At 50.1% G+C, this 26,615-nt stretch carries 22 protein-coding genes; all 22 read left to right on the top strand.

Annotation, left to right across the window (positions count from 1 at the left end; genetic code table 11):
* Nucleotides 1-395 precede the first annotated feature (395 nt).
* The 22 genes from ACNKIB_RS08865 (at nucleotide 396) to ACNKIB_RS08760 (ending at nucleotide 26,596) form a co-directional block, all read left to right on the top strand.
* Nucleotides 396-1,019, top strand: a complete 624-nt coding sequence (locus tag ACNKIB_RS08865) for a hypothetical protein (protein ID WP_417910184.1) — start codon at nucleotides 396-398, stop codon at nucleotides 1,017-1,019.
* A 392-nt stretch (nucleotides 1,020-1,411) separates the two neighbouring features.
* Nucleotides 1,412-1,540 carry a hypothetical protein gene (locus ACNKIB_RS08860; RefSeq protein ID WP_417910183.1) on the top strand — a complete coding sequence of 43 codons (129 nt, stop codon included), beginning with the start codon at nucleotides 1,412-1,414 and terminating at the stop codon, nucleotides 1,538-1,540.
* 433 nt (nucleotides 1,541-1,973) lie between these two features.
* Nucleotides 1,974-2,834: a carbonic anhydrase gene (locus ACNKIB_RS08855; RefSeq protein ID WP_417910182.1), complete on the top strand. Its 861-nt coding sequence runs from the start codon at nucleotides 1,974-1,976 to the stop codon at nucleotides 2,832-2,834.
* A gap of 632 nt (nucleotides 2,835-3,466) precedes the next feature.
* Nucleotides 3,467-4,042, top strand: coding sequence for a DUF4255 domain-containing protein (locus ACNKIB_RS08850; protein ID WP_417910181.1), 576 nt, complete (start codon nucleotides 3,467-3,469; stop codon nucleotides 4,040-4,042).
* Between the two features lie 2 nt (nucleotides 4,043-4,044).
* Complete coding sequence (locus ACNKIB_RS08845; RefSeq protein ID WP_417910180.1) at nucleotides 4,045-4,842, top strand: hypothetical protein; 798 nt, start codon at nucleotides 4,045-4,047, stop codon at nucleotides 4,840-4,842.
* Between the two features lie 42 nt (nucleotides 4,843-4,884).
* Complete coding sequence (locus ACNKIB_RS08840) at nucleotides 4,885-6,516, top strand: phage tail sheath family protein (RefSeq protein ID WP_417910179.1); 1,632 nt, start codon at nucleotides 4,885-4,887, stop codon at nucleotides 6,514-6,516.
* Between the two features lie 106 nt (nucleotides 6,517-6,622).
* Nucleotides 6,623-7,081 (top strand): phage tail protein, encoded by a 459-nt coding sequence (locus ACNKIB_RS08835; protein WP_417910178.1) that lies wholly within the window; start codon nucleotides 6,623-6,625, stop codon nucleotides 7,079-7,081.
* Between the two features lie 81 nt (nucleotides 7,082-7,162).
* A complete protein-coding gene (locus ACNKIB_RS08830) occupies nucleotides 7,163-7,636 on the top strand; it encodes a phage tail protein (protein WP_417910177.1) in 474 nt (157 codons plus the stop codon).
* A gap of 1 nt (nucleotide 7,637) precedes the next feature.
* Nucleotides 7,638-7,805: a DUF5908 family protein gene (locus ACNKIB_RS08825; protein WP_417910176.1), complete on the top strand. Its 168-nt coding sequence runs from the start codon at nucleotides 7,638-7,640 to the stop codon at nucleotides 7,803-7,805.
* A gap of 3 nt (nucleotides 7,806-7,808) precedes the next feature.
* Entirely contained in the window at nucleotides 7,809-8,480 is a 672-nt protein-coding gene (locus tag ACNKIB_RS08820) for a CIS tube protein (protein WP_417910175.1), read from the top strand.
* A 4-nt stretch (nucleotides 8,481-8,484) separates the two neighbouring features.
* Nucleotides 8,485-10,275, top strand: coding sequence for a type VI secretion system tip protein VgrG (gene vgrG / locus ACNKIB_RS08815; RefSeq protein ID WP_417910174.1), 1,791 nt, complete (start codon nucleotides 8,485-8,487; stop codon nucleotides 10,273-10,275).
* Between the two features lie 19 nt (nucleotides 10,276-10,294).
* Complete coding sequence (locus ACNKIB_RS08810; RefSeq protein WP_417910173.1) at nucleotides 10,295-10,597, top strand: PAAR domain-containing protein; 303 nt, start codon at nucleotides 10,295-10,297, stop codon at nucleotides 10,595-10,597.
* A 3-nt stretch (nucleotides 10,598-10,600) separates the two neighbouring features.
* Nucleotides 10,601-11,020 (top strand): GPW/gp25 family protein, encoded by a 420-nt coding sequence (locus ACNKIB_RS08805; protein WP_417910172.1) that lies wholly within the window; start codon nucleotides 10,601-10,603, stop codon nucleotides 11,018-11,020.
* A gap of 400 nt (nucleotides 11,021-11,420) precedes the next feature.
* Nucleotides 11,421-15,251, top strand: coding sequence for a hypothetical protein (locus ACNKIB_RS08800; RefSeq protein ID WP_417910171.1), 3,831 nt, complete (start codon nucleotides 11,421-11,423; stop codon nucleotides 15,249-15,251).
* Nucleotides 15,248-15,637 (top strand): hypothetical protein, encoded by a 390-nt coding sequence (locus tag ACNKIB_RS08795; RefSeq protein WP_417910170.1) that lies wholly within the window; start codon nucleotides 15,248-15,250, stop codon nucleotides 15,635-15,637. Before ACNKIB_RS08800 ends, ACNKIB_RS08795 begins: the two co-directional genes overlap by 4 nt.
* A complete protein-coding gene (locus tag ACNKIB_RS08790) occupies nucleotides 15,634-15,777 on the top strand; it encodes a hypothetical protein (RefSeq protein WP_417910169.1) in 144 nt (47 codons plus the stop codon). The genes ACNKIB_RS08795 and ACNKIB_RS08790 overlap by 4 nt, the downstream gene beginning before the upstream one ends.
* Before the next feature lie 161 nt (nucleotides 15,778-15,938).
* Nucleotides 15,939-16,754, top strand: a complete 816-nt coding sequence (locus tag ACNKIB_RS08785) for a hypothetical protein (protein ID WP_417910168.1) — start codon at nucleotides 15,939-15,941, stop codon at nucleotides 16,752-16,754.
* Nucleotides 16,751-19,252, top strand: coding sequence for a hypothetical protein (locus tag ACNKIB_RS08780; RefSeq protein WP_417910167.1), 2,502 nt, complete (start codon nucleotides 16,751-16,753; stop codon nucleotides 19,250-19,252). Before ACNKIB_RS08785 ends, ACNKIB_RS08780 begins: the two co-directional genes overlap by 4 nt.
* Nucleotides 19,253-19,288: 36 nt before the next feature.
* Complete coding sequence (locus tag ACNKIB_RS08775; protein WP_417910166.1) at nucleotides 19,289-21,166, top strand: eCIS core domain-containing protein; 1,878 nt, start codon at nucleotides 19,289-19,291, stop codon at nucleotides 21,164-21,166.
* A 146-nt stretch (nucleotides 21,167-21,312) separates the two neighbouring features.
* Nucleotides 21,313-21,627 carry a hypothetical protein gene (locus ACNKIB_RS08770; RefSeq protein WP_417910165.1) on the top strand — a complete coding sequence of 105 codons (315 nt, stop codon included), beginning with the start codon at nucleotides 21,313-21,315 and terminating at the stop codon, nucleotides 21,625-21,627.
* Between the two features lie 142 nt (nucleotides 21,628-21,769).
* Complete coding sequence (locus ACNKIB_RS08765) at nucleotides 21,770-22,633, top strand: Rpn family recombination-promoting nuclease/putative transposase (protein WP_417910164.1); 864 nt, start codon at nucleotides 21,770-21,772, stop codon at nucleotides 22,631-22,633.
* A gap of 87 nt (nucleotides 22,634-22,720) precedes the next feature.
* Complete coding sequence (locus tag ACNKIB_RS08760) at nucleotides 22,721-26,596, top strand: contractile injection system tape measure protein (RefSeq protein ID WP_417910163.1); 3,876 nt, start codon at nucleotides 22,721-22,723, stop codon at nucleotides 26,594-26,596.
* Nucleotides 26,597-26,615 lie beyond the last annotated feature (19 nt).

Raw genomic sequence — 26,615 nt, 5'->3', positions numbered from 1 at the left:
GTACTGCCGCCTCCTCAAAACTCAAACCTTCACGTTCTTTGATTTCCATACTTTCCGGCGAAAATCTACTGAATAGGCCGTAAGATTCAACTCATAGGATGAAAATGATTGCTTGATCATTTTATATCGCTGCGGCTATAAAAATACTACCGTAGTTTAGATTACTTTACGGTAGTACTTTTAAAAAAAGAACGGTGGTACTTTTGTCTGAGGGATAGTCGTTCTTTTGCAGGGGCAATCAGCACGCGGCAAATTCGCATCGAGTAGCCTTTTTCCCAGCCTTCAGAGCAAGGCTACAGGCAACTACGAAAAAGCCTTGAGGATTCGCTTGGCTTATTATACAATGGGGTAAATGTTTTTTGGATTTCCCTCAATCCTGGAGGAGGAAAGAGCGTATGACCAAGCTAACTGCCTGTACCACCCTTCTTGCTGTCGCTGTTCTTAGCGGCTGCCAACCCTGTTCTAACTGCTCGTCGGAATACGAATACGAGACTAGCTCGCCGACCACCATTTATAAATACACCTCGTATCCCAGTTCGTCATCTGACTATACCGTGGAGAGCGACGACACGTCCTGGTCTAGCTCGTCATCTACCTATACGGAGCAAGTGGATGACACCTCCTGGCTGACTATTCCGTCAACATCGAGCTACTCTTACTCTTATACGCCATCCTACACATCCAGTTCAACGTTAACGTATCCCAGCTATTCTTCGTATAATTCAGTTCCGATTATCCAATCGTGGCCAACCTATCCGACGACCTCTACGAGCTATTACAATAACAATAACTACAGCAGTAGCTATTATGGTGGCGGCTATTCAGGCCCACGTTTTAGCACACCGCCTATGCAGCCCATGCCCTATCCAACTGAATGGTATTACCCATTCAAACGGCCAACGTCTGGCGTTTTTGTACCAGGGAATAGATCGTATTACAGTAGCTCATCGTACTATTCAGTACCGCAGATCAGTGTGCCACCGACGTATTATCCCAGGTCAATGCGATACTATCCCTGAATCCTGTTGAGCATTAGCTGACATCCGTCTATAATGAGGGTGAGGATATTCCTTCAACCCCTCATCAGGAGGTTAGATCATGAAGACAGGAAAGCTACTGCTAGCTCTGACGGCTACCGTTACTCTGTTGGGCGTAAGTGGTTGCTACTATTACTCCCCGCCACATGCCGCCGTTGTTGCCCCAGGCCCGAGTATTGTGGTGCCAGCACCGAGTGTAGTTGTGCCTGTGGTGCCCAGCTATCGATACCGGCATTCACCTCGGTACTATTACGATGATCGCCGTCACCATCGTGGGCATTACCGCCATTATCGGTAAGGGCAACACCGGACAATAGTATGTAGGGCATTTCATAATGAAATGCCTATTCCCATCAACTCTTGAGGATTTATTTATGAAGATCGTTAAACTGGTTGTGCTGATGCTGGCTACTGCTTGCCTGTTCTCTGCTTGCACCGTGTATCATCAGGATGCTCCCAAGTCTTCTCCGTCGCAGCAATCAGGCCCAGAGCAAAAGATGTAGTGAGTTGATCCAAGCAGTACCAGGGTTCCCTTTCCTTAAGGAAGGGAACCTTGCACCCATTCACATGTAATACGAGGGGAATCATCATGAAGTTTGTCAAAACAGCTGTTCTCCTACTTGCCGTGACCTTCCTGCTCTCTGGTTGCTGGCACTATCATCATGACAGGCCGCATCGCGATAACTCAAATCATCATAGCAACGGGCGGAGATAAAACATAAGTTGCCCTGGATCACTGAAGGCTGTGCTTGCTGCTGGGCAAGAACAGCCTTTTAAGCACCGAGCAATTGTGCAACTACCACAGTTCCTCCCCTTGACAGTAGCACCCTTCCCTATATAATGGACTCTACTATCTACCTTCCGTACAAAGGAAGGCAAGCTGGGCTTATATTGCCCGAAAGCATTGCTGTACTACCCTCTTTCAGGAGAAAGAACATGAAAAAAGGAGTAATCAAAACTGTTGTCGGTGCCTGCTTGTTGGCACTGGCTGCTGCACCTGCCTTTGCCACTGATCTGACTGCTGATCAGGCCCTGACTAAGCTCAAGGAGGGCAACGAGCGCTTTGTTAGTGGCAAGTCCATGCACCCACACACCGATGCTGCACGACTGGCTCAGGCAGGCTCGGAAGATCAGGGCAACCATGCCTTTGCTACGGTAATCTCCTGCTCAGATTCCAGAGTACCGGTCGAGCGTCTGTTTGATACTGGTATCATGGATACCTTCATTATCCGTGTCGCAGGTAACGTCGTAGATACCGACGAGGCAGGCTCTATTGAGTACGGTCTTGCGCATGTGAACACCCCGCTCTTTGTGGTCCTTGGCCACACCCAGTGTGGTGCAGTCAAAGCTGTGACCGCAGCAGTTAAAGGACATGGCCATGAGTTGGAGATCAACATTCCGCCATTGGTAGATAACATCGCACCGGCAGTTGAGCGGGCCATTGCCGACAACCCCAAGGCTGAGGAGAAGGATATCGTTCCTGCGGCTATTGTGGAGAACGTTTGGCAGAGCGTGCATGATCTGTTCATGAGAAGTGCCAAAGTGCGCGCGATGGCCAAGGATGGTAAAGTAAAGGTAGTTGGTGCCCTTTATAACGTGGGCACTGGCAAGGTAGAGTGGCTACCAGAGGATAAGGTGAGCACCATTCTCGCTGAAGTAGAGAAGAACCCCAAACGACAGATGCAGGCAATGGCTGGTGGTGAAGGTCATGGCGACGCGCATGGGGACAAGAAAGAAGGTGAGAAACACGAAGAGCCGAAAAAGGCTGAACACGAGAAGGGTGAGGAGCATAAGTAATTCTCGTTGCCTCTGAACGTGCATCTATAGATCCTGTTCTCTCTGGTAAGCATCTGGGGAGAACAGGAACATCTCTCGATTCCAAGCCCCTCTCTCCGTAGCCTCTTTGCTCATCGCCTGTTCCTCCGTTGGTGTTTTCCCGCAACCTGTGTCCGCTCTGTTTTTATCGGGCGATGTTTTTTAAATCATCGAGCGATGAATTTTAAAACATCGAGTGATGGCCTTATAGATCATCGACCGATGGGTAGGGTAACTTACGCTCGATAAGCCTTCCCTCATCACTCGATGAATTTTTCCGCCCCGCTCGATGTTTTTTCCGGCTATCGAGTGATGATCTGCAAGCACCTCGAGTATCCTGTTCAAAACATAGCAGTGAGGGAATGTCAACGGAAAAGTGGTGCGGGCACTGGTAAAAAGATAGTGCTGAGAGCACATTGCCGGATTATCATCCTAGATATAGGATGATAGCACCTGTACTTGTCGCAGTAACTGGGGGATGAACGCAGCCTAATAAGCCACTGAGTAAAAAATACACACAGCAAGATGCTTTCTACTTGCTCTTTCGGGATATTTTATTATATTGTCGAAAAGATATAGGCGATTCATCCTCATATTAGCAGATACCACACCTCATGATCGATACGGCTGTTGCCGCCATTACTGACCGGCTCAATCAATACCTGAGAAATGAATTTGACCTGAGCGAAGATGTGGTGGTCGTATCCAACCTCTTAGAGCAGAACGGCACGGTTGTTTCGCATATCGAGAACAAGGTTGTTGTCTTTCTGGTCAATATCGAAAAAGAAACTGCGGCACAGCGGCATGATGCACGATCACTGGGAGATGCACGGCATCCGGCCAGGTATCCGCCACTGTATCTCAATCTGTACCTCATGTTTGCCGCTTGCTTTGGGGGGAAGAATTATCCCGAAGCCCTAAAGTTTATCTCCAACACCATTGCCTTCTTTCAGCGCAATCCCCTTTTTGATCATCAGAATACCCCGGAGCTAGATGCACGTGTAGATAGATTGATTGTTGATATGGAAAACATCCCACTCAAGGACTTGAACAGCTTGTGGAGCGTGTTGAGTGGGAAATACCTACCTTCAGCACTATATAAAGTACGGTTGCTGACCTTTACTGGCCAGGATATCAAAGCAGCTGTACCTGCGGTTCGTGACACAGAACAGACGGTGCAGGGCAGCTGAATATGGCCTGGCAGCCCTTATTCAGGATTACTGTTCAGCATTCCTTCTTTCGTACCACACGAGGGCCAGACCTTGAGTTTGTGCCCACGCCTGCCTGCGCCCAGTTAATCAACAAGGCTCACCTGCTGCTGCGTACTGATGGCCAGGGTCTGCTCCTCTGCTTTGATACTGATGCGGTGGAGATCCTGCGCTCGTTTCTGGCCGTAGAGAACAATGCGTTGCTCTTTACCTTTGATGTTTATACCCAGGATATGTGGTTTGCTTGCTATACCGATCCTGCTGATCAATCTGCCGAGGCAGTTACCTGTTATGACAGCCGCCTGAAGAGCACTGAGAGCACAGACGGACTGGTTTTAGCTAAGACTGCGATACTGGAGAGGAGACTGGGCAGAAAACCGGTATTTACTATCCTGATCAGCGTGTCCGAGCACTCGTTGACCAATGCGGTAGGCATTGATTATGTGATACCCTTGGCAGCTCGTCGCACCTACTGGAAATATTACCTGTTCGGTACACTGGCAGAGCATGAACTACGGATAGTTGATCTCCAGGGACAGGTGCAGTTCAAGTCTGCTGGAATGCAGATGCCCTTTCCTGACACATCTGCGGTAGCCTTTTATTCAACCGATCTCATCGCATTGCGTGATCGACCAGAGAACCGTTTTCAACTGCGGCAGCAAGGTCTTCGTGGCGAGAAGGTGCTGATTAAGCGGCTGAAGAATGCCGGAGCAGAGCAGTTTCAGCAAGAATGTCTTGAAGGGAAGCACGTTGAGCTGTCAGAAATATTTATCAACTATTGAAGCAGGGCAAAACAAAGCAAGTCAACCGAAAAAGGAGAAAGTATGGGGGCGATGAAAACACCAGGCGTTTACATAGTTGAGAAAAACGCCTTTTCGAATTCCATTGTCGAGGTTGCCACAGCTGTACCAGCCTTTATTGGCTACACTGAACAGGCGGACAATAAAGGCAAGTCACTGCTCAATCAGCCGTGGCGCATTAGCTCGATGACTGAGTTTCAGAGCTATTTTGGTGGCCCGCCAGTGCCTAAATTCTCCTTGGCAGAACTAGGAGCTACCTCGGACAAGGAGAAAGCCGCAGGAGACACTGCCGAAGAGGAGAAGGACAAGAAGTCGCCGGAGCCGACTTTCTCTATGGTCATCAAAGGCAAGCGGAGAGAGTTTGCCTTGGCCCAGATAGCTGGACCAGCAGGCGGCAAATATCTCCTTTATCGCTCCATGCAGCTTTTCTTCCAGAATGGTGGCGGAGCCTGCTATATCGTCTCAGTCGGTAATTATCAGCAGGATGTGGAGACAGCCAAGCTCCAAAACGGCATTCAGCAGTTAGTCAGGGAACAGGAGCCGACTATGGTGGTCATCCCGGATGCTGTTCTCCTGGATAAAGCCAACTGCATTTCTGTGCAGCAGGATATGCTTGCCCATTGCGGCGGCAAAATGAAAAACCGCTTCGCTATTCTGGATGTCTATAATGGCTGGAAGCCTCGTCAGCATCCAGATGGTGACTGTATTGCTGAGTTCCGTGATGCCCTGGGCATTAACTTCTTGGATTTTTCTGCTGCCTATTATCCTTGGCTAAACACCGCCATTGTTCAGGACAGCTCGCTGTCCTATCAGAATATTGAAGATAAACAGGAACTCATGCGACTGATCAGGGAAGAGCTGGGCCTTTCTGAAAAGTCAGACGACAAGCAACCTGCTTCTGTGAAAGAAGAGCAACGGAGGAAAGCGGTTGACTCTATCGGCTATGGTGATGAGCAGTGGGCAAAGGAATGCGGGAGTACGGATGAAATCGCTACCCATCAGACCCTACTGAACAAGAGCTTAATCGCCATGAGTCCCCTCTTTAACAGCATTCTTGGCGAGATGAAGAGTCAGCTCAATACCCTGCCGCCTGCTGCGGCCATGGCTGGCATCTACACGATGGTCGATAATTCGCGGGGAGTGTGGAAAGCCCCGGCTAATGTCAGCCTGAGCAGTGTCGTATCGCCTACGGTTAACATTACCCATGATGATCAGGAAGACCTTAACGTTACTACACAGGGCAAGTCTATCAATGCTATCCGGCCTTTTATTGGTGAAGGCACCTTAGTTTGGGGAGCACGGACATTGGACGGCAACAGCTTGGACTGGCGATATATCAACGTGCGCCGCACTATGATCATGCTGGAGGAATCTATCCGCCTGGCTTCTAAAGCCTATGTGTTTGACAACAACGATGCCAATACCTGGGTGACTATGCGGAGCATGATCACCAGTTTCCTAACAGGTATCTGGAAACGCGGAGGCCTTGCAGGTGCAAGTCCTGCAGATGCCTTCAGTGTCTATATTGGTTTAGGTGAAACTATGACTCCTCAGGATATCCTTGAAGGGATTTTAAGGATCACGGTTTTGGTAGCCTTGATTCGTCCGGCTGAGTTCATTGAAATCACCTTCCAGCAGCAGATGCAGAAGTCATAAGCAGTGGTAAAAAAGCATCGGATGCATCGTCATCCAGCACGGATATAAATTGTTCGGTATCAAATCATGATGCCGAACTCTCAATAAAAATGTGGAGGAATCAATTATGGCAGATGACGGATCCAAACAGTCCACTAGTGTGTGGCCGTTGCCAAAATTCTATTTTCAAGTCAAATGGGATGCCAACGAGATGTCTTTTCAGGAAGTTTCTGGTCTTGATATTGAAGCCCAGATTATTGAGTACCGGAGCGGAAACAGTAAGGATTTCTCGACTGTCAAAATGCCTGGAATCAAGAAGTCTGGCAATGTGACGATGAAGAAGGGTGTCTTCTCAAAAGACAACAAGTTCTGGGATTGGTTCAATCAAATTAAATTGAACACTATCAAGAGAATACCTATCACTATTAGCCTGCTTGATGAAGCAGGTGCACCCACAATGGTATGGACTCTCAAAAACGCTTGGCCCACCAAGATAACTGGCACCGACCTGAAGGCTGATGGTAATGAAGTGGCTGTGGAAAGCATAGAGATCGCCCACGAGGGGATTATTATTGCCAATGCATAATTAACCATTGCTGGTACATTCTGTACAGCCGGGCTTTTTACGTATAAAGCCCGGTTTAACTTAAAGATATAAGCAGAATACATGTCATCATCGCCCCAGGTTATAGACGAATATCCTCCTGTCGCGTTTTATTTCAGTGTAGTGTTTGGGGCAGACTTAGGAAACTTATTTGATAATTCCTTCCAGGAAGTATCTGGGCTTGATGCCGAGCTTGAGACTGAAGATATAGCTGAGGGGGGGGAAAATAGGTTTGTGCATCGCCTACCTAAGGCTATCAAACATCCCAGGTTAATTTTAAAACGAGGGCTAGTCTCGTTAAATTCCTTATTGAGTCTTTGGTGTAAAGAGGTACTTGAAGGTGATTTTTCAAGCTCATTTACTAGTAAAAATATTCAGATTTTTTTACTAGGTGAGCAAACCACTCCTCTGCGTGCCTGGTTAGTGGAGAATGCGCTGCCAGTTAAATGGGAGATTGAACCATTCAATTCCACCAAAAACGATGTTGCAGTAGAAAAAATAGAATTTAATTACAACATACTGACAAGAGTGATGTGAAATGTCTATAGAAGTACGACAGCTAATAGTTAAAACTATTATAGAAAAAAATCAAGTACAGGACAGAGCAGATACGAGCCGCGACGATACAGAGCAGCTTAAAACAGAATTGTTTAATCAGTGTAGAGGTTTGATCGCTGAAATTATCCGTAGGGAAAAGGAACGTTAAGACATGGCAAAACTGGAAAAGATGACTATCATGCCCTGCTCTGTAGATAACAGTGGCAACATAAGCAAGATAACAGGTGAGTCTTTGCAAGTTATGATTAATCCTTCATTAGTAACACATGATCATTCAATAAGATACAGCAAGAGCGATGCGATAGCAAGAATCGGCAACGACGAAAAATTTAACGGTATTAATGCTGAAAAACTTTCTTTCAATATAAGATTTGACGGTACAGGTGTTATTAGTAATTCTACAGGAAAAACTGTTAAAGAAGAAGTGAGTAAATTTAAAAATATTGTATATATATACAAAGGTGACGAGCATCAGACTAGGCCGGTTTGCATATGTTGGGGAAGTTTTTTGTTTTATGGCAGACTCGAATCTCTTTCGTTGCAATATACTTTATTTAAACCAAGCGGCGAACCGTTACGCGCTTCAACCTCACTTTCTTTCAAAGGGTATATGAGCAAGGAAGAGGAGGCTCTGCGGGCCAATAAATCTTCCCCTGACCTCACCCATCTTGTTGAAGTACAGGCTGGTGACACCTTGCCATTGCTTTGTCATCGCATTTACCGCAATCCTGCTTATTATCCTGAAGTAGCCAGGATCAATGGCCTAAATAGCCCGCAAGCACTTCACCCAGGGCTTAAACTTAAATTTCCTCCTTTGAGCTGAACGTATGCCTGTATCTCCCAATATAGAGGGCGGCGGCGTAGTTCGGCTGTCTGTGTTCAGCGGCGGAGCGGAAGTGCCAGGTACAGTGCCAATCCTCAGCGTGGAAACCCGCAAAGCGGTCAACAGGATTGCCTCTGCCCGCATAGTGATTATTGACGGAGATGCTGCCGACCAAGTTTTTCCGATCAGCAGCAACGGATTGTTTAACCCTGGCAAAGAAGTCAAAATTGATGTTGGCTATGAAGACGAGAATAAAGAAACAATTTTTCAAGGGATAGTTGTCAGTCATGCAGTCAGTATCGGCAGTGATTTCTCTCTATTGATTGTTGAATGTCGCGACAAAGCGGCTGCTATGACAATTGAACGCAAGAATGCCAATTATATCGACAAGAGCGATAGCAATATCATTAAGAGTTTAATTGGCAATCACAGCGGACTACAAGCTAAAGTCGATGACAGCGGGGCAATTCATTCTGAATTAGTGCAGTATTACTGCACGGACTGGGATTTCATGCTCACCCGCGCCGAGGCTGTGGGGATGCTGGTTTTTGTTGATGATGCCGCAGTGACCGTCAAGGTGCCAGACACAAGTACGGCACCTGCACTGAAAGTTGAGTACGGCTTGGATTTGATCGAGTTTTTTTCTGAAATGGATGTGGCAAGTCAACTTGCCGCGTTCAAGAGCATTGCCTGGGATCCTGCAACTCAAAAAATTGTAGAACAGCAAGTGAATCCGCAAGCATTCAACCAGCAGGGCGATCTCCAGTCCGCTGTCCTGTCGCAAACTTTATCATCACCTGTTTCCCGGCTGCAAAGTGGAACCGTTTTGCAACCGGATTTTCTCAAAAAATGGGCTGAAGGGAGTAGGCTAAAATCTGGCCTGTCCAGAATTCGTGGCCGGATGAAGTTTCAAGGCAGCGGCAAGGCCAAGGTGGGCAGTTTGATTGAGGTGAAAGGCGTGGGTGATCATTTCAATGGTCAAGTTTTTGTCAGCGCAGTGCGCCATGAGATTAGGGACGGCAACTGGCTGACTGAAACCGAATTCGGCATCTCACCAGACTGGTTTGCCGACCGCCGCGATCTTAGCACACCTCAGGCCTCAGGCCTGTTGCCTGCGGTAGAAGGGCTGCAAGTGGGTGTGGTGACGAAGTTGGATGGTGATCCCTTGGGCCATCATCGAATCCAGGTTAAAGTTCCGGTGATGCAGGCAACGACAGAAGGAGTTTGGGCTAGACTTGCCTCATCTTATGCTTCAAGCGGTTTTGGCAGCTTCATCGTGCCGGAAATCAACGATGAAGTCATTCTTGGTTACTTTAATAATGACCCATCCCATCCAGTGATCTTGGGCAGCCTGCACAGCAGCAAAAGAGCACCGTTTTACACCCTTGCGGCTCCCAACAACATCAAGGCGTTAGTCACTCGTGAAAAGCTGACTTTGGAATTTGACGAAGAAAAAAAAGTGATCACTGTCAAAACTCCAGGCGGCAACAAGATGGTTATCAGTGACCAAGACAAGGGCATTCTGCTGCAAGATCAGAACGGCAACAAGATTGAGATGAATGATTCTGGTATCACCATGAGTAGCCCAAGAGATATCTCGATCAGCGCAACCGGCAAGATTGACATCAAAGCGACCGGCCCGCTGTCTTTGACCTCATCAGCGGATTTAAAAGCCAAAGGGTTAAATGTCTCCCAGACGGCGGACATTGCTTTCACCGCTAAAGGCAATGCGACGGCGGAGCTGTCCGCTTCTGCGCAGACCACGGTCAAAGGCGGCATTGTCATGATTAACTGATGGATGGAAGGTAGTAATCATGCCGCCCGCCGCCAGAATTACCTCCATGCACACCTGCCCCATGCAGACTCCTGCTGTGCCATCACCTATTCCGCATGTAGGCGGGCCGATAGTTGGCCCAGGTGTTCCCACGGTACTGATTGGCAAACTGCCTGCCGCTGTGTTAGGTGACGCCTGCACTTGCGTTGGCCCGCCTGATGCTGTGGTCAAGGGTTCCGCTACTGTCCTCATCGGCGGTAGACCAGCAGCCAGAATGGGTGATACTACAGCGCACGGCGGCACGATCACAGTCGGCTTTCCTACAGTGATGATCGGAGGATAACGGTTGGATATCTTAGATAAGTCCTTTCTCGGCACTGGCTGGAGCTTTCCACCCCGCTTCAGCCCGCTTGACCGGAATGTGGAAATGGTTTCCGAGGACAAAGATATCAGAGAAAGCCTGCGGATTATTTTTTCCACCGCACCTGGCGAGCGGTTGATGCACCCAACTTTCGGCTGTAGTCTAAAAAAAATGGTTTTTGAGCATATCAATGAAACCATAAGGACACAGATTAAAGATTTAATCGAACGGGCGGTTCTTTTTTTTGAACCTCGAATCACTCTGCTGCGGGTAGAGGTTGATGAGACGGAGATCAACCAAGGCCGCCTGCTGATTCAGCTTGAATATCTTATCAGAACTACGAACAGTAGAAGCAATATGGTCTATCCTTTTTACTTTCAGGAAGGAACTGACATCAGAGATTAGACTTCTTGCAGCAGAGAGCAAACTGGTTTCTTCTGGTGCAATACTCGTTTTCTGCTCGTTTGCAAAGGAGTTCTCCTCGGCCAAAGAGGAGTTCTAGCGACTTGGCAAGAAGTTGTACTCGGCAAGAAAGGAGTTTGGCCGAGTACCAAAGGAGTTCTGGTAAGCCGCAAAGGAATCTGTCCGACTAGAAAAGGAGTTTGAGTCGGCCAAACTCCTTTCTTACTCACCCGGAAAGCAGTTTGGCCAAGCCGAACTTCTCTTCTGCCGAGGAGAACTCCTTTCTGGCCGAGCCAAATTCCTTGGCAAACGAGCTGGATTTTTCTCTTGCTGATTGGAACTTCGCTTTTACCTGCTTGCGCCTTACTGTAAATCCTTCTTGTTGCCTTATGCAGGAGATCTGATGAAGCAGTCAAACAATGGCAGCCAGCGTTTTTCTGGCAATATCCTCTATGGGTTGCCTGTACGTCCTGGCACAGAGCAGACAGACAGGCTGTCGCCAGCGTTCGACACAGATTATTTCCGCATCGAGGAACGAAGCATGGACATGCTGCTGGCTATGTCTGTGCAATTCGCTTCCAGGCTTCGTTTCTACAATGAGAAAAACAAAGAGCATGGCGATTGGTCGCCGCTGTTCAATGATGAGACGGCTCTCATGGCCAGCATCCTCAGTTTTGACTCAGCGGCGGACAAAGAGTCGTTCTTGCGGCTGGTTGAAACGGACTTGGAGCAGGCCTCCGCAAAGATTTTAAAAATTGCGGAACAGATGGAAGCTTGGCTGGCAAAGGTCAACACCTTGAAAGGCGGTGGCGGTGAGACGCTGGCTGATCATATCCGAGGTGCATCTGGGCCGTTACTGGATAAGCTCAATAATTTTTTTGCTTGTCTCCAGGCGCAAATATCTCGACCGGGATATCTCGATGCAGAGCAGTTAGCCCAAAGCTTTCCTCTGCTTTTGAGGGCTGCCGCCGCCCAACAAAGAAGGCCTGACAACGACATTCCGACTGTTCCAAGCAGCTTGCTTGAAAAAAGAATTGTACTTGCTGACGCGCACGCCTCATTTCAGCAGGCGGTTGCTTACCTCAAGCCGCTGTTGCTCCCTTTGTGGAACGAATCCCTGCAAAGCGGACGACATGAACCAGGCCTAGGGCTTTTTCTCGCTTTTCTGAAGCTTTACCAAAAGACCGCTGAACGGATTAATCTGTTCACTCAGCGGCATCTTGATTTCTACTATTGGGAGATTTTGAAAGCTCAGGCCCGCCCTCCGCAGCCTGACTCGGTACATATCGTTTGCCGGGCAGCAGCAGGCAATACGACCTTCATTCCCAAGGGAAGTCTGTTTTCCGCAGGTAGTGCAGGCCAGGAGCGGCTGTACGGAGCTGATAATGATCTTCAGGTGACGGACGCACGGGTGGCCTCGTTGCTGACACTCTCCTTTGAGCGCAACGTGCTAGCCTCTCCAGCCAGGGAGCTAGGCTGCTTTACCCGTTGTCGGGTGAATGATCTGTCTTCAGCCGCAGAGCCGTTGAACGGAGCGGAGTTGCCTTTGCTGCCTCTTTTCGGAGAAGACGGCAAGATAACGGCCAGTTACAGTAGCAAAGATGCCCAACTCGGGCTGGCAGTAGCATCCCCCGAGCTACTGTTCAGCAAAGGGCGCAGACAGATTGAGCTAACCCTTTGTTGCTGTGAGAAGGCTGAAACTGAGGAACTGCTGAAAAAAATAGAAGCATCAGGCAGCGAAGAAGATTTTTTTTCCGCTTTCGGTCAACTATTGAGTAGGCATTTGCTCCAGCCTAAACAGAAAATACCTGTCTCTGTCTGCCGACGTATTCTGAAAGCGGCCCGCTACTGCAATATTGGCCGCTCATCCCGCCGGGTCATTTTTACTCTCTGCAAAGAAAGCACCAAAGGCAATGCCCTGTTTTTCAGATTTTTTAGAAATGTCTTTTGGATTGATCTGACAGGAGAGCAGGGTTGGCTGCCAGTTGAGCGGTATGAGGTGTTTCCTTCTGTGGAACCCGGCGATTTCGGCTTGCGGATTGCCTTTACTTTGAATGCGGACCGAGGCTCGACAGTTGGCTGCCGACCAGAACTGCACGGATTTGGCTATGATACTGATTTGCCTTTAATCCGCCTGCGCCTGAATCATCAAGCCAATTTTTTTGCCTATTCACTTCTGCAACACTTTTCCCTACGAAAAGTCATTCTGAAGACAAAAGCGCAGGGAATATCTGACCTACTGCTCTGGAATCAGCACGGACAGCTTGATGCAACGGTGCCGTTTCAGCCTTTTGGCCCGCTGGTCGGTCAGCATTCCTATCTTATTTTCGGTAGCTATGAGGCGGCACGTAAGCAGCTAACCAGCCTGACTTTCAATCTGGTCTGGAGTGGCCTGCCTGATGATCAGGACGGCTTTGGACAGTACTATCGAGACTATGACGGGCAATTCAGCAACAAAGCGTTCAATGTTGATTTATCTTATCTGCGGAATGGCGACTGGTACCCCGAAAACAAGGCGCATCGGCGCATTTTTCCTTTGTTCTCCTGGCTTGATGCGGATGGCCGTTTGCTTGCAAGACATCAGATTGAATTGAAGAATCTGAAGGGATTCCAGCCGCTGGATGCCAGAGTGGATCAGGAGCAGTTTGCCCTCGGTCCAAAGATCGGCAATGGTTTTCTTAAATGGGAATTTGTCGGCCCGCCGACCGTGTTTGGTCATGCCCAGTATCCCAGTCTGCTAACCAAGGTGCTAACGGCAAACGCCCGACGCAGAAAAAGACCCAATCCTCTGCCCAATCCTCCGTACACCCCCTTACTCAGTCAACTGACTGTAGATTACACCTCCCACTGTGAGATTGACCTAAGCAAGCATCCTGACAAAGGTCAGGAAGAAACAATTTTCCATATTCATCCGTTCGGCATTGAAACCATCTATCCCTGTTTGATCAAGAAACAGCACGCTCTGCTGCCTGTCCATGATCATGCGGGGAATTTGTTTATTGGCTTACGCGGCCAGAACCTTAGTGGAATCCAGACACTCTATTTTCAGCTCCACGAGGACAGTGAACATTCTACGATAGGAACACCAAACCGGATCGACTGGTATTACGCCGCTGCTGACGGCTGGCATCAGTTCAAGGCATTGGAAATTCAGGCCGACACCACAAACAATCTTCTCGTTTCTGGGATCGTGACCCTGAATATCCCTGATGATATCAGCGCAGACAACAAGGAAATGGGCCAGAAGGGGTACTGGCTGCGGGCTTCTACCAACAATGATCCGCAGAGATTTTCTTCCTTGCGGGGAGTTTATGCCCATGCTTTGAGGGCCACATGTAGCGAGGCCGGGGACACAGTGAAGATTGGAGCCAATGCGGTCAAAGGGCTGTTTTCCGCTGTTCCTGGTCTCACTGAAGTCTTACAGCCAGAAGAATCCTTTCATGGCCGCCCCCTCGAAAGCCGAGCGGCTGTGATCACGAGAACCAGCGAAAGATTGCGTCACAAAGATCGGGCCGTGACTCCTTGGGATTACGAGAGGCTTGTTCTGGAGCATTTTTCGTCGATTCATTTGGTGAAGTGCTTCCCGCACATGCAAACCCGACCGAAACCGGCTTATACACCAGGTCGCGTGTTGATTGTGGTGGTGCCGGATATCAAGGAAAAGAAGAAAATTGCAGCCACTGATTTGCAGTTACGGGCAAATGCCTCCTTGCTGGCTGAAATTCACGCATTCCTTGCGCAGCGTTCCTCGCAGTTCATCCAGCTTGAAGTCCGCAATCCTGAGTATGAATATATCCAAGTACGCTGCGCAGTCACCCGCAAAAGTCACTCCGTAGGCAGCGGAATTCTCCTGGACAGAATTAACCAGGAGATTATTGATTATATCTCACCTTGGAATGAGAGCGGCTGGAAGGTTTCCTTTGGCTGGAGTCTCCGGCTTGACGATCTTCTTGCCTATCTGTCTGGCTTGGATGAGGTTGAATATGTAACCGATCTGTCGGTTCTCCACATCACGGCCAATCATCAGAATGAATTCTATCTGGCGGACAGCGGGCGTGATCAGACCGAGTATAAAGGCAGCGGCAATCTCATTCTGCCTCGCTATCCTTGGAGCATCGCAATGCCGATGTCAAAGCATTTCCTCCAGACGATAGATAGAGCTGATGATATCGCGGCGGAACCCACAGGGGTTGACGAGCTGGAGATTGGGGCAACTTTTATTATCAACGAGTGACTATTCTCGATGTGTTAAAGCAGAGAGGAAACACTACTCATGCAGCCACAGAGAGCCGTCAGACGTTCGTACCTTGGCTGTTTACCGATTGCATCGCTCCAAAGTCAATTGAAATTAACCTGTTTCCAATCGGGATCGACCTAAAGTCAATTGGAATTGGGGTAATTCCTGTTGACATTGAACCAGTTCCAACAGGAATTAAGGCGATTCCAATCGGAAACGGCCTAAAGTTAATTGGAATTGGGGCAATTCCTGTTAACATTGAACCAGTTCCAACAGGAATTAAGGCGATTCCAATCGGAAACGGCCTAAAGTTAATTGGAATTGGGGCAATTCCTGTTAACATTGAACCAATTCCAACAGGAATTAAGGCGATTCCAATTTGAAACAGCCTGATGCACACTGGAATTATGGTAATTCCAGTGTGCATCAGGCCAATTACGGTGTGCTCTTCGGCAAGAAAATCTACAGCGGAGCGTATCTCGACCGCAGCCAGACAAAAAAAAACAGAAAAGGAACCAACTAACTTTTTTATAGCAGAAACATCATAAAATGATCCTAAATAGTCGCTTTTGAGCGAGGTTAGGTAGGGTGAACCTTAACAACAAAGAGGACAGGCTCATTTTATGCTGCTTCTACTTATAATAACCGGCTCCAGGTGACTCTACTTTATTTTGAGACAGATTCATGGCAAAACAAAACAGAAAGACCCTGAAAAATTTTTTTGGGAAAGGCAAGCTGCCCACAGAGAGTCAGTTCGGCGATCTGATTGACTCCAGCCTCAACTTGTTTGATGACTGTTTTGAACACACGCCAGAAAACGGCTTTCATATTAGTACGTCTGATGGTAATGAACGCCTCTTCAGCTTTTTCAGCAGCGATAATCCGCAGCAGCCGCTTTGGAACATCAGCCTGGAAAAGCACCGCGACAGTCTTGTTTTTCAGAAGAATGCCGAATCTGGCTTGGCAGAGAATACGTTGTGCTTGGTGCAGGGGCGTGTGGGTATTGGCAAGGAGCAACCCGAAACAGAGCTGGATGTCAGCGGAGTGCTCTCTGCTGCTGGACGGCGTGGCACCTATAGAGTAGGTTTGGCTCCAGCAGATGGCAAATGGCATTCCATCACCGGTGATCTGTACGGCTGCCAGGCCTTTGAAGTGATAGCCGGAGTGGGTAAAATAAAAACTGGCAAATATGCTCTCCTTCATGCCATCGCCCTAAACACCCATCATCCGTGTGGCTTTTTTTTCAACTTTCTGAATTTGAAACGCCGCATTAAATGCACCCACGCCTATTACCGATCTATCCGCGACAAAATCAAGCTGCGTTGGCAGACAGGAAAAGACACCCACCATTATCAACTGCAAATCAGAAGCGGCAGGGATTACGGTGCGGAAATTGGCATTCAATATTCACTCACCAAACTCTGGTTTGACGAGGACATGAGTGAATCCATTCTGCGGGAGAAACAGCAAGCTCAAGGCGATGAACTTACGCGGTCATGAAACCAGATCAAGAAAAGGTGCTGCGAGAAGAAAGCGTCACCATCCCTAGGAAAAAGAAAGGTGAGGGCGATGAATACGAATTTTCCGGGCTGCGGCGGCTTGGTCTTGAATATGTACAGCAACTGTCAGGTAAAATCTGGACAGACTACAACCTCCATGATCCTGGAGTCACTATCCTGGAGCATCTTTGCTATGCCCTCACCGACCTTATCTACCGGGCCGATTATACTGTCCCTGACCTGCTAACTGACAGCCAGGGTGAGCTTCACTACGAGTCACTCGCCCTGCATCCACCAGAGGAAATATTTCCCTCGCGGGCCGTTACGCTTGACGACTACCGCCGGGTGCTGTTTGACGAGCTGCCAGATATCAGTAATATCTGGCTTGAACCTTTGGCGAGAGCGGAAAATCTTTATTGCGGCCTGTACCGGATTCTTGCCGCCCCTGTTCTGACCGACGGAGATTGCGATCTTGATCAGCAACAACTGATTGAGAAAATTGCCAAGATCTTTGCCCGACACCGCAATCTCTGTGAAGACATCGGTGAGATTGTGATCCTTCAGCCCGTGCCCTGTCACTTAGAGGCTAGAGTCAGAATCAGCAGTGCTGTTCTTCCTGAAGAGATACTGGCTGAAATTTATTACCGCTGCGGTTTGGCAACAGCAGACTGGCTTAAGCTGGAACCGTATCTGACCGAGAAAGACGACAGACCGGAGGACATCTTTAACGGGCCGCTGGCCAGCAGAGGAAGGGTACGCGGCCTCCGAGACTCAAGAAAGCGCGGTCTGCCTTCACGGGTGCAACTTTTTTCTCTGCTCAAGGAAATTGACGGAGTGGAGGAGATTGAGCGGCTTGCTTTGCACGAGGACAAAGCGGAATTGGCCAAGGTGATGCACAGCGGCAGACTGCCGTGTTATCAACTGAGGATACCAGATACCAAGGAGACTGTCCGGGTGCTGCTCACCAGAAACGGACGCACAGCAGCCTTTTCCTACAAACGGTTCAAGGCTCGCCATGACGAGCTGACGTTCAAATACCGGATTCAGCGGCAGCAGAAACAGAATGTTGTCCTGCACGAGGCACCTCGCGGTATGTATCGCAATCCAGGCGGCTATTTCTCCGTCCAGAATCTCTTCCCGGCCATCTACGGGATCAATCGATACGGCGTGCCGGAGCATTATCCTGACAAAGCAAAGGCGGAAGCTGCCCAGCTCAAAGCCTATCTCCTGCCCTTTGAGCAAATCATGGCTGACTGTCTAGCCCAGCTGGAAAACATCCCCCGCCTCTTCTCAGCGCATAAAGACCTGCGCTGTTCCTATTACCGGCAGAACTTAGACAGCAGCATGGTGTCTGGCATTGACAAGGTGCTGAAGCCGGATGCAGCAGCGTATCTTGCTGATCTGAATAGCCGGTTTGACAACTACCGTGACCGCAAGAACCGTCTGCTTGATTATCTGCTCGCTTTGTATGGCGAACGCTTTACTGGTACCTCCCTGCGCAGCTTCAATTTCTATCAGCAGCCGGATGAGTTTGAGGATCATCTCATTGACTGCAAGGCCAGGCTCCTGCGCCACATTGTCCAAGTAAGCCGTGACCGGAGCGGAGCTTTCAATTATTCCGAGCCAGCGTGGAATACAACTAACACTTCCGGCTTGCAGCACAAGGTCTCTTTACTGCTTGGCTGGGAACATGCGACCTGCCGTCCGCTCACTCAGTTTCTCTTTGGCCAGAAGTTGAAGATGGTAACAATGGCGGATGAGCATGACTGCCAGCGGCTGTGCAAGGAAGCCTGTTCCCGCTGCCAGGAGGATGAGCCTGCTGGGCTGGAGTCAGTGCCGCTGCTCGACAGCCCCGATGATGAGACACTCTCCAGCCTACGGGAGCAACTTAAAGGCTTTCACCTGCTGGCCAGCAACCTGGTCTGCCCATCGCTGCTAATGGAAGGTGCGCATCTCAAGCAGTACAGGCTGTGCATCTTGTCCTCAGGCAGTGTTTCGGTGCTGTTTCAGCCGGACAAGGAAAAGCCGAAAAAGTTTATGGGATCGTTTGCTGACCGGGAAAAGGCAGTAGTAGCGGTCAATGCCCTGCGCCGCTTCCTGATCCGTCTGAACCAGGAAAGCGAGGGGATGCACCTTGTCGAACATATTCTGCTCCGACCTGCGGACATTGCGGAAGCCACCCGCAGAGCTGAGAGCAGCACCAGCGATTTCTATTCCCACCGGATCAGCGTGGTATTGCCGAACTGGACAGCTCGCTGCGGCCAGGAGCATTTCCGGCAGCTGTTGGAGGAAACGGTGCGGCTGTGTTGTCCAGCGCAGGTGATGCCAACCTTTTGCTGGCTGACCTTTGCCCAGATGTGCGAGTTTGAATGGCTCTATGCAGCTTGGCTGAAGAAGAAGCAGACCCTCCAAAGCGGTGACAGCGCACTGGAGCAGGCTGCCGCCAAACTGACAGATTTCCTACTGGCGCATCAGCCGCAGGAAGAGGAGTTGTGGTGAACAAGTTGTTTACATTTAACCAACAAGGAGGAGATCATGAGAGCAAGTGCGAATAGAACACAGGACAATGAAAGCCGGGCAGTTGCGAACAATGTTTCTTGCAAGCGGGAAGAGCGTCAGTCTGTTCAGTTTGTGGATAACAGCCCGCATACGAAGAGAATCGCGCAGTTTCAGGCGATGATGGACAAGAGCATGAATCCTCACCAGGTGCAGTTGCGGAAATTCCGGGAGATGATCGACAACAGCCCGCAGAGGAAAAAAATAGTGCTGCCGGGAGTAACGCAGAAGAAGGGGCCGTTGGATGAGGACGAGTTGCAGTTTAAGAGCAAAGAGACTGTGCAGAAGAAAGGCCCGCTGGATGAGGAGGAATTACAGTTCAAGGCCAAGGACACGGCGCAATTAGCCGGGCCGCTGGATGAGGACGAGTTGCAATTCAAGAGCAAGGAGGCGGTGCAGAAGAAAGGACCGTTAGACGAGGAGGAGCTGCAATTTAAGAAAGATGAGACCGTGCAATGCAAGGGGCCGCTTGATGAGGACGAGTTGCAATTTAAGGCGGAAGAGCCGGTGCAGAAGCAGGAGAACCGGACTGGTTTGCCGGATGATTTGAAGGCGGGAGTGGAGAATCTTTCCGGGATGGCGATGGATGATGTGCGGGTGCATTACAATTCCGGCAAGCCTGCGCAGCTGAATGCTTATGCCTACACGCAGGGAACGGAGATACATGTGGGGCCGGGACAAGAGAAGCACCTGCCGCATGAAGCGTGGCATGTGGTGCAGCAGAAGCAGGGGCGGGTGCAGCCGACGATGCAGATGGCGGGCGGGGTGGCGGTGAATGATGATAAGGGGCTGGAGAGGGAGGCGGGTGTTATAGGCGGGAAGGCTTTGCAGTTTGAAGACAACCAGCCTGATATTGTGGCGCAAAAAAAGGTTTTGGGTGAAGCAGGTGATCTACAAGGCTTGACGAGGAGACAATTGACTATCTCTAATGTATCTCAGCGAATTATCCAGAAAGTGATATTCGACGAAGCTGTAGCTGGCAACTATTATATGGTAAAGGGTGTAAGAAGAAAATTAAACAGAAAAAGTAATGGCTGGCTATATTTTGAAGGCCTAGAGGCGGCTATTCATGGTGGTGATTACATACAAGAAGATGCTGCAACGGATGATAGTGAATGCTCTTCTGATGAAGAAGCAGATGATAGTGAATGCTCTTCTGATGAAGAAGCAGATGATAGTGAATGCTCTTCTGATGAAGAAGCAGATGATAGTGAATGCTCTTCTGATGAAGAAGCAGCTTCACAGGAAATGGAATGGTCTTCTGACGAAGGGGAGTATTCACAGGTTATCGCTAACAACGCAGAACAGCTAGCAAACCAAGGAAAGTCTGGTAAAAAAAAACAGGAGGAAAGAATCAAACAGATGGACCGGCTTAGGCATTGCCACGGTCGAAGAGCCGTCGAACATGCGACATGTGTTGCGGTTGGGTCCAAAACGGCGTCCCAATCCACATTTGCTTTTGGATATCTGCGCGGTGGTGCAATGGTTCCCGTAGGAACGGCTTCTAGCGCGCCAATGAATCACTTCTCAACACAACATGATGGGTTACCATTATTGAATACTCGTTCAGTGTATGGAGATGGAAGTCATGTTCATGCTGAAGCCGCACTAATACGGAGGGCAGTACATGAAAAGCTTAATATTAAGCATGTTTCAGTTAACAAAGATTTTTGTCCTATATGCGCTAACGTACTGAGATCCTTTAAAATTAACTTCACAGAACGTTACGTGAGAGAAGATATGCCGTCAACATGGACGAACCCATTTAATAAAGAAACCGAAAAAGTGTATTGGCAAAGAGCATCCAACGCAGCGAAAGAGATTGCAGATGGAACTGAATTAATCAATTGTGATTAGCCCTGTAGGGTGCCACGCACACCCTTTATGTTTCATGGCCCGCATGAATTGGCGCGGGGGCCGCGCCCTACGGGCTGCTTGCTTGGCTGTTCGGAACACGTGACGCGCCCCATGTCACGCTTTACTTGCCTCAGGGAAAGCGTGACATGCCTCAGATGAAGCGTGCTTTGCCGCAGGTCAAGCGTGAAACGCCACAAGTCACGCTTTACTTGCCTCGCGTCAAGCGTGCTTTGCCTCAGGGAAAGCGTGACCTGCCCCATGTCACGCATGACTTGCCTCAGGTGAAGCGTGCTTTGTCTCATGTCACGCTTTACTTGCCTCAGAGGAAGCGTACTTTGTCTCAGATCACGCTTTACTTGCCTCATGTCAAGCGTGACCTGCCTTGGGGAAAGCGTGACGCGCCCCATGTCAAGCATGACTTGCCTCAGGTGAAGCGTGCTTTGTCGCATGTTGAACGATGAACAGCGTATTGTCAGCAGGAAAAAAGTCTGGTTTACTCAGCTGCTGCCTGTTGATTGCACTCTCGCCCCATTTTTAAATTTGCGCAGAGGCCGCGCCCTGCTGAAATGAAACTGAGTCAAATCTCATTCAATGTGAAGGACTATGGATCGCTATATCAACCTGTTCACCGACTACGGCTTCAAAAAAGTCTTTGGCGAAGAACCGAATAAAGACCTGCTCATCGCCTTTCTCAACGAGCTGCTCGGCAAAAGAGACCGCGTCCGCGACCTGACCTACCTGAACAGCGAGCACCTCGGCAGAACCGCCCGTGAACGGAGCGCGGTCTTTGACCTCTACTGCACCAACGAGCAGGGCGAGAAGTTCATTGTTGAAATCCAGCGGGTGAATCAGAAATTCTTCAAAGACCGCAGCGTCTATTACTCCACCTTTGCTGTGCAGGAACAGGCGGCCAAGGGCAGAGATTGGAAATACGAGCTGAAGAGCGTCTATACCATTGGCATCTTGGATTTCTGCTTCGATGATGCCAATCAAGAAAAACTCCATCATCGGGTCAAACTGATGGAAGAGGAGACCAAACAAGTCTTCTACGACAAGCTGACCTTCATCTATCTGGAAATCCCGAAATTCAAAAAAGACCTGAGCGAGCTGACCTCGGATTATGACCGCTGGCTCTTTGCCTTTAAGAACCTCCACCGCCTCAAAGATCATCCTAAAGAGCTGGAAGCGGGCATCTTCAAACGGCTGATCGAAATCGCCGAGCTTGCCACATTCGACGAAGCAGAGCAGCAGGATTATCGTGAGAGCCTCAAGGCGTATTGGGATTTGAAAAGCGCGCTGTCCACCTCGTATGAAGAGGGGAAAGCAGCTGGGAAAGAAGAAGGGAAGGCCGAAGGAAAAAAAGAAATTGTCCGCAACGGGCTGAAGCAGGGGCTGGATATCCAGCTCATTGCCGCCTTGACAGGTTTGTCAGAAGATGAAATTGAACAGATAAAAGACGGCAGATAGATAGACCGGCAGGACAGCATCTCTCAGTGAATGACGGCACGTATTTCATGTCTGCACTCAGGCGTACCCTGCTTCTAAACCCCGCTGATGAACGAACGCCATCTGATCGATACCCAGATCTTCGAGATCCGTTTTCCCAGCCAAGAACAGGCAGAAGCCGAGCAAGACAACGGCCTGACTGACTTCATCAAAGATCGCCTACTCCACATCGTTGACCAAGTTTTCACCCGGCTTTGCCCTGCGCAAACCTCGATCCGCATTGATGCCTTGGAATTGGACTTGGGCATTCTGCCGCACAACGGCTGGCGGGCGGAAATGGAGCAGCGATTAGAGCGCGAGCTAAGCAAGGTGCTGCGCGAGAAGATTGCTGCCTTGCCTAAAGGCACAGATGGCCCAGAACGGCTGCTCACCCCAGCGCAGAATCGCCTGGCTGTGCTGCGCTGCTTTTTAGAACACGGCTGCTTGCCCGCGAATGTGGGCGCAGAAAGCGATGATGAGTTAGAAAATCATCTGCGGGCCGCGCTGGCAGAGGACAGCGGCCAGCTCCTTGCTCTGCTCGCTCGTCTCCGCCAACCTGCGCTGGTTGTACAGCGGCTGAAGCAGCAGTTTTCCGCTGATCTGGTCAGCAGGATCAGCCAATTGGCTGTTGCCAACCACCCAGACTTAGCCCGGCTTCTTGCCAAGCAGAGCAGCAACGCCGCACTCACTGACGAGGAGCAATACCGCGAGCTGCTGCTGCGGGCCTTTTATGAAAATCGACTTGAACCGCTGCGGCAGCAGTGGCAGGAACTGTTCCGGCAGCAGGCGAACGTGCTCCGTCGGGAGCTGTTTCGGCATGGTCGGCAGGCAGCAGTGCGCCGCCGCATCGCTTGGAGCTTCCCGGACAGCATGTTCGCAGACCTCATCCGCCTGCTTGAGCCGACAGAGAACGAGTTCATAGAGGAAATCGTCTTTCGCCCTGCTTTGCCAAAAGAGGTAGTCCTTCAGTCTAACGAGCAAGAAGATCAGGGCAGAAAACGGCTGCGGGAATTCACCCTGGCCTATCTGCTTACTGAGCGCGGCAGCCGCTTCAATAAAAAAGAATATCTCGCCTCGTTGATCAGCAGAATGGCTGCCCATGCTAACCTTGCGGCGGCGACCCTCATCCATTCCTTACTAGACATTCTCGCCACTCTCAAGAATAAGGGCAAGGTGCAGCAGGACATGCTTCTCTTGCTCCAGGAGATTAACAGGGAGAGTGGTGTATCTCATCAAGAACAGCAAAGATCTCGGCAAGAGGAGGAGAAAAGTAGATCAGCCCAGCTTGAGGAATTGCTGCGCCAGGCTTTTCATCAACACCTACCTGATGAACTGCGGCGGCAGTGGCCAGTTTTTTTCAAAGACTATCCTGAGCTGATCCGCCAAAGTCTGTTCCGGTATGGCCAAAGCAGCAGCGCAGTGCGGCACCGCATTGCCCAGCACTTTCCAGACAGGATGTTCGCTGACCTCATCCGCCTGCTTGAGCCAACTGAGCAGGAGTTTATCGAGGAGCTGGTTTTCAGCTCTTCACTGCCAGAAGCTGGAGCACCGCATTCTGGTGCGGAACAGGGCAAGGGACAGGAACATCTGCGTGAATTTACCTTGGCCTATTTGCTCACGGAGCGCGGCAGCCGCTTCAACAAGAAGGCGTATCTGGCCTCGCTGATCAGCAGCATGGCAGCGCATGACAACGTGGCTGCTGCGGAGATGGCGCATTCTTTGCAGACCATGCTGGCCGCTGTCAGCAGCAGAAGCAGGGTGCAGCAGGAGATGCTGCTCATGCTGACAGAGATGCAGGCGGACAAGCCTGTGCTGCGGCCTCAGCAGCCAGCAGCATCGCTGACGCTTATGCAACTACTGGCTTTGCTCAAAGAACGAAGGGTGAGTGAGGAGTTGATCCAGGCTGTGCAGTCCTATGCCGGACAGATCAGCGACCATAAGCGGTATTGCCAGCTGATTATGGCCTGCTTAGATGAAGACCGGCCTCTTGATTTCGAGGAGCTGCTGGCGCAATGCCAAGAGCAGCTACCATCTCCCGCAGGAAAAGATAATCCAGCTGTACCTAAGCCCTCCAGCATCTTGTCACTTGCAGAACTACTCGCCCTGCTGAAAGAACGGCAGGTGGGTGCAGAGTTCATCCAGGCCGTGCAGCATTATGCGAGGCAAGTTGGCAACCAAGAGCGGTATTGCCAGCTGATTATAGCCTGCTTAGACGAAGACCGGCCTATTGATTTTGAGGAGTTGCTGACGCAGTGCCAAGAGCAGCTCCCTTCTACGCTAGGAAAAGATAACCCAGCTGCGCTCAAGCCATCCAGCAGCATCTTGTCGCTTGCAGAGCTACTCGTCCTGCTGAAAGAACGGCAGGTTGGTGCAGAGTTCATCCAGGCCGTGCAGCATTATGCGAGGAAAGTTGGCAACCAAGAGCGATACTGCCAGCTAATTAAGGCCTGCTTAGACGAAGATCGGCCTATTGATTTTGAGGAGCTGCTGGCTCTCTGCCAACAGCAGCCAACAGAACAGGCTGCGCCAAAGAAGTTACCCGCAGTTTCATCGCTTGCACAACTACTAGATCTGCTGCGCAAGATGGCCTTGAGCAAGGAGTTGATCGAGGCAGTGGAATGCCATGCGCAACAGGCAGGTGATCTGAAATGCTATTGCGAGCTGATTGCTGCTTGCCTGAATGAAGACCAGCCTATTGATCTGGAGGAGATCGTTGCCCAAAGCCAGAAAGGTTCGCCTGCGGATAAACGACATTCTGTGCCCTCAGTAGTGCCAGAGATGAGCTTACCGATCAGCTTGACTCAGTTCCGCCTTTCTGCCGCAGAAGAGGAGCTGGCAGCCTTGCTACTGCGCCCAGCTTCATTAAGCGCAACTGAACTTGCTGCTCTAGCGCATCTGCTTGAAAAAATGCTAATGACCAGCTCGGCCAGATTGCGTTATCTCTTTGAGGCGGTAGTAGGAGCCAGTGAAGACTTGGCAGCTCGGATTGGGCAGGCTGTGAACACCAGCACCCTCACCCGACTCTTTGCTTTGCTGCGCCCAGCTGAATGCTCTCGTTGTCAAGTACAGGCAGATTTAATCACCCTTGCTTGCTGTGCTGCCCCCTTTGGCGTGACCAGCGAGACAGTGCAGCGGCTGAAGCAGCTGTTCATTAGTCGCTGGCTCTTTGCCCCAGGTCGTCGTTTACGAGAGCAAAACTTTGCCCTGGCCTTTGCTGAGTTTCTGCACGAACAACTCCAGAAGCAGGATCGGCTCGGTTTCCTTGAGCAGTTACAGAGGCAGATCGTCAAGGAGAAGCAAGGTAGCAAGAAACAGGCGCGGCAGGCAGTAGCCACGCTGCTGAACACGGCCATCATCCGGCTTAAAAGTAATGCAAACAGCTCGGCAGTGCAGACAGCCGCAGCCAGCAGAAAACTTGAGGATGTACAGGAGGAAGATTTTGATGAGGAGGTGCATGTGGAGAATGCTGGCTTGGTGATCGCAGCCCTGTATCTGCCGCGTCTGTTCGCCATGCTCGGCTTGCTGGAGAAATCCATCTTCTGTGACCGAGAAGCAGCAGAACGGGCTGTGCATCTGCTGCAATACATGGCTGAGGAGCGCACAGACCGGCCTGAATATCAACTCGTGCTGAACAAGATACTGTGCGGCGTGCAGACTGGCTTGCCCATTGTTCGGGAGATTGAGGCAAGTGAAGAAGAAAAGCAGGCGATTGACGGTTTGCTGGCCGCTGTCATTCAGCATTGGGGCGCATTGGGCAGCACCTCGGTGGCTGGTTTGCGGGAGGCTTTCTTGCAGCGTTCTGGCCACTTGCGTTTGAAGGACGATGCGTGGTATCTTGAAGTGGAGCAAAAGGCTTACGACATGCTGCTGGATCGGCTGCCGTGGAGTTTTTCCCTTATCAAGCTGCCGTGGATGCAGCGGCTTGTGCATGTGAAGTGGCGGTAAGATGTTCTGGCAGAGAGAA

This window comes from Candidatus Electronema sp. PJ (assembly GCF_048287395.1).
Taxonomy (GTDB): Bacteria; Desulfobacterota; Desulfobulbia; order Desulfobulbales; family Desulfobulbaceae; genus Electronema.
Note: the sequence above shows the minus strand (reverse complement) of the source record. Positions and strands in the feature narration are given on the sequence as shown.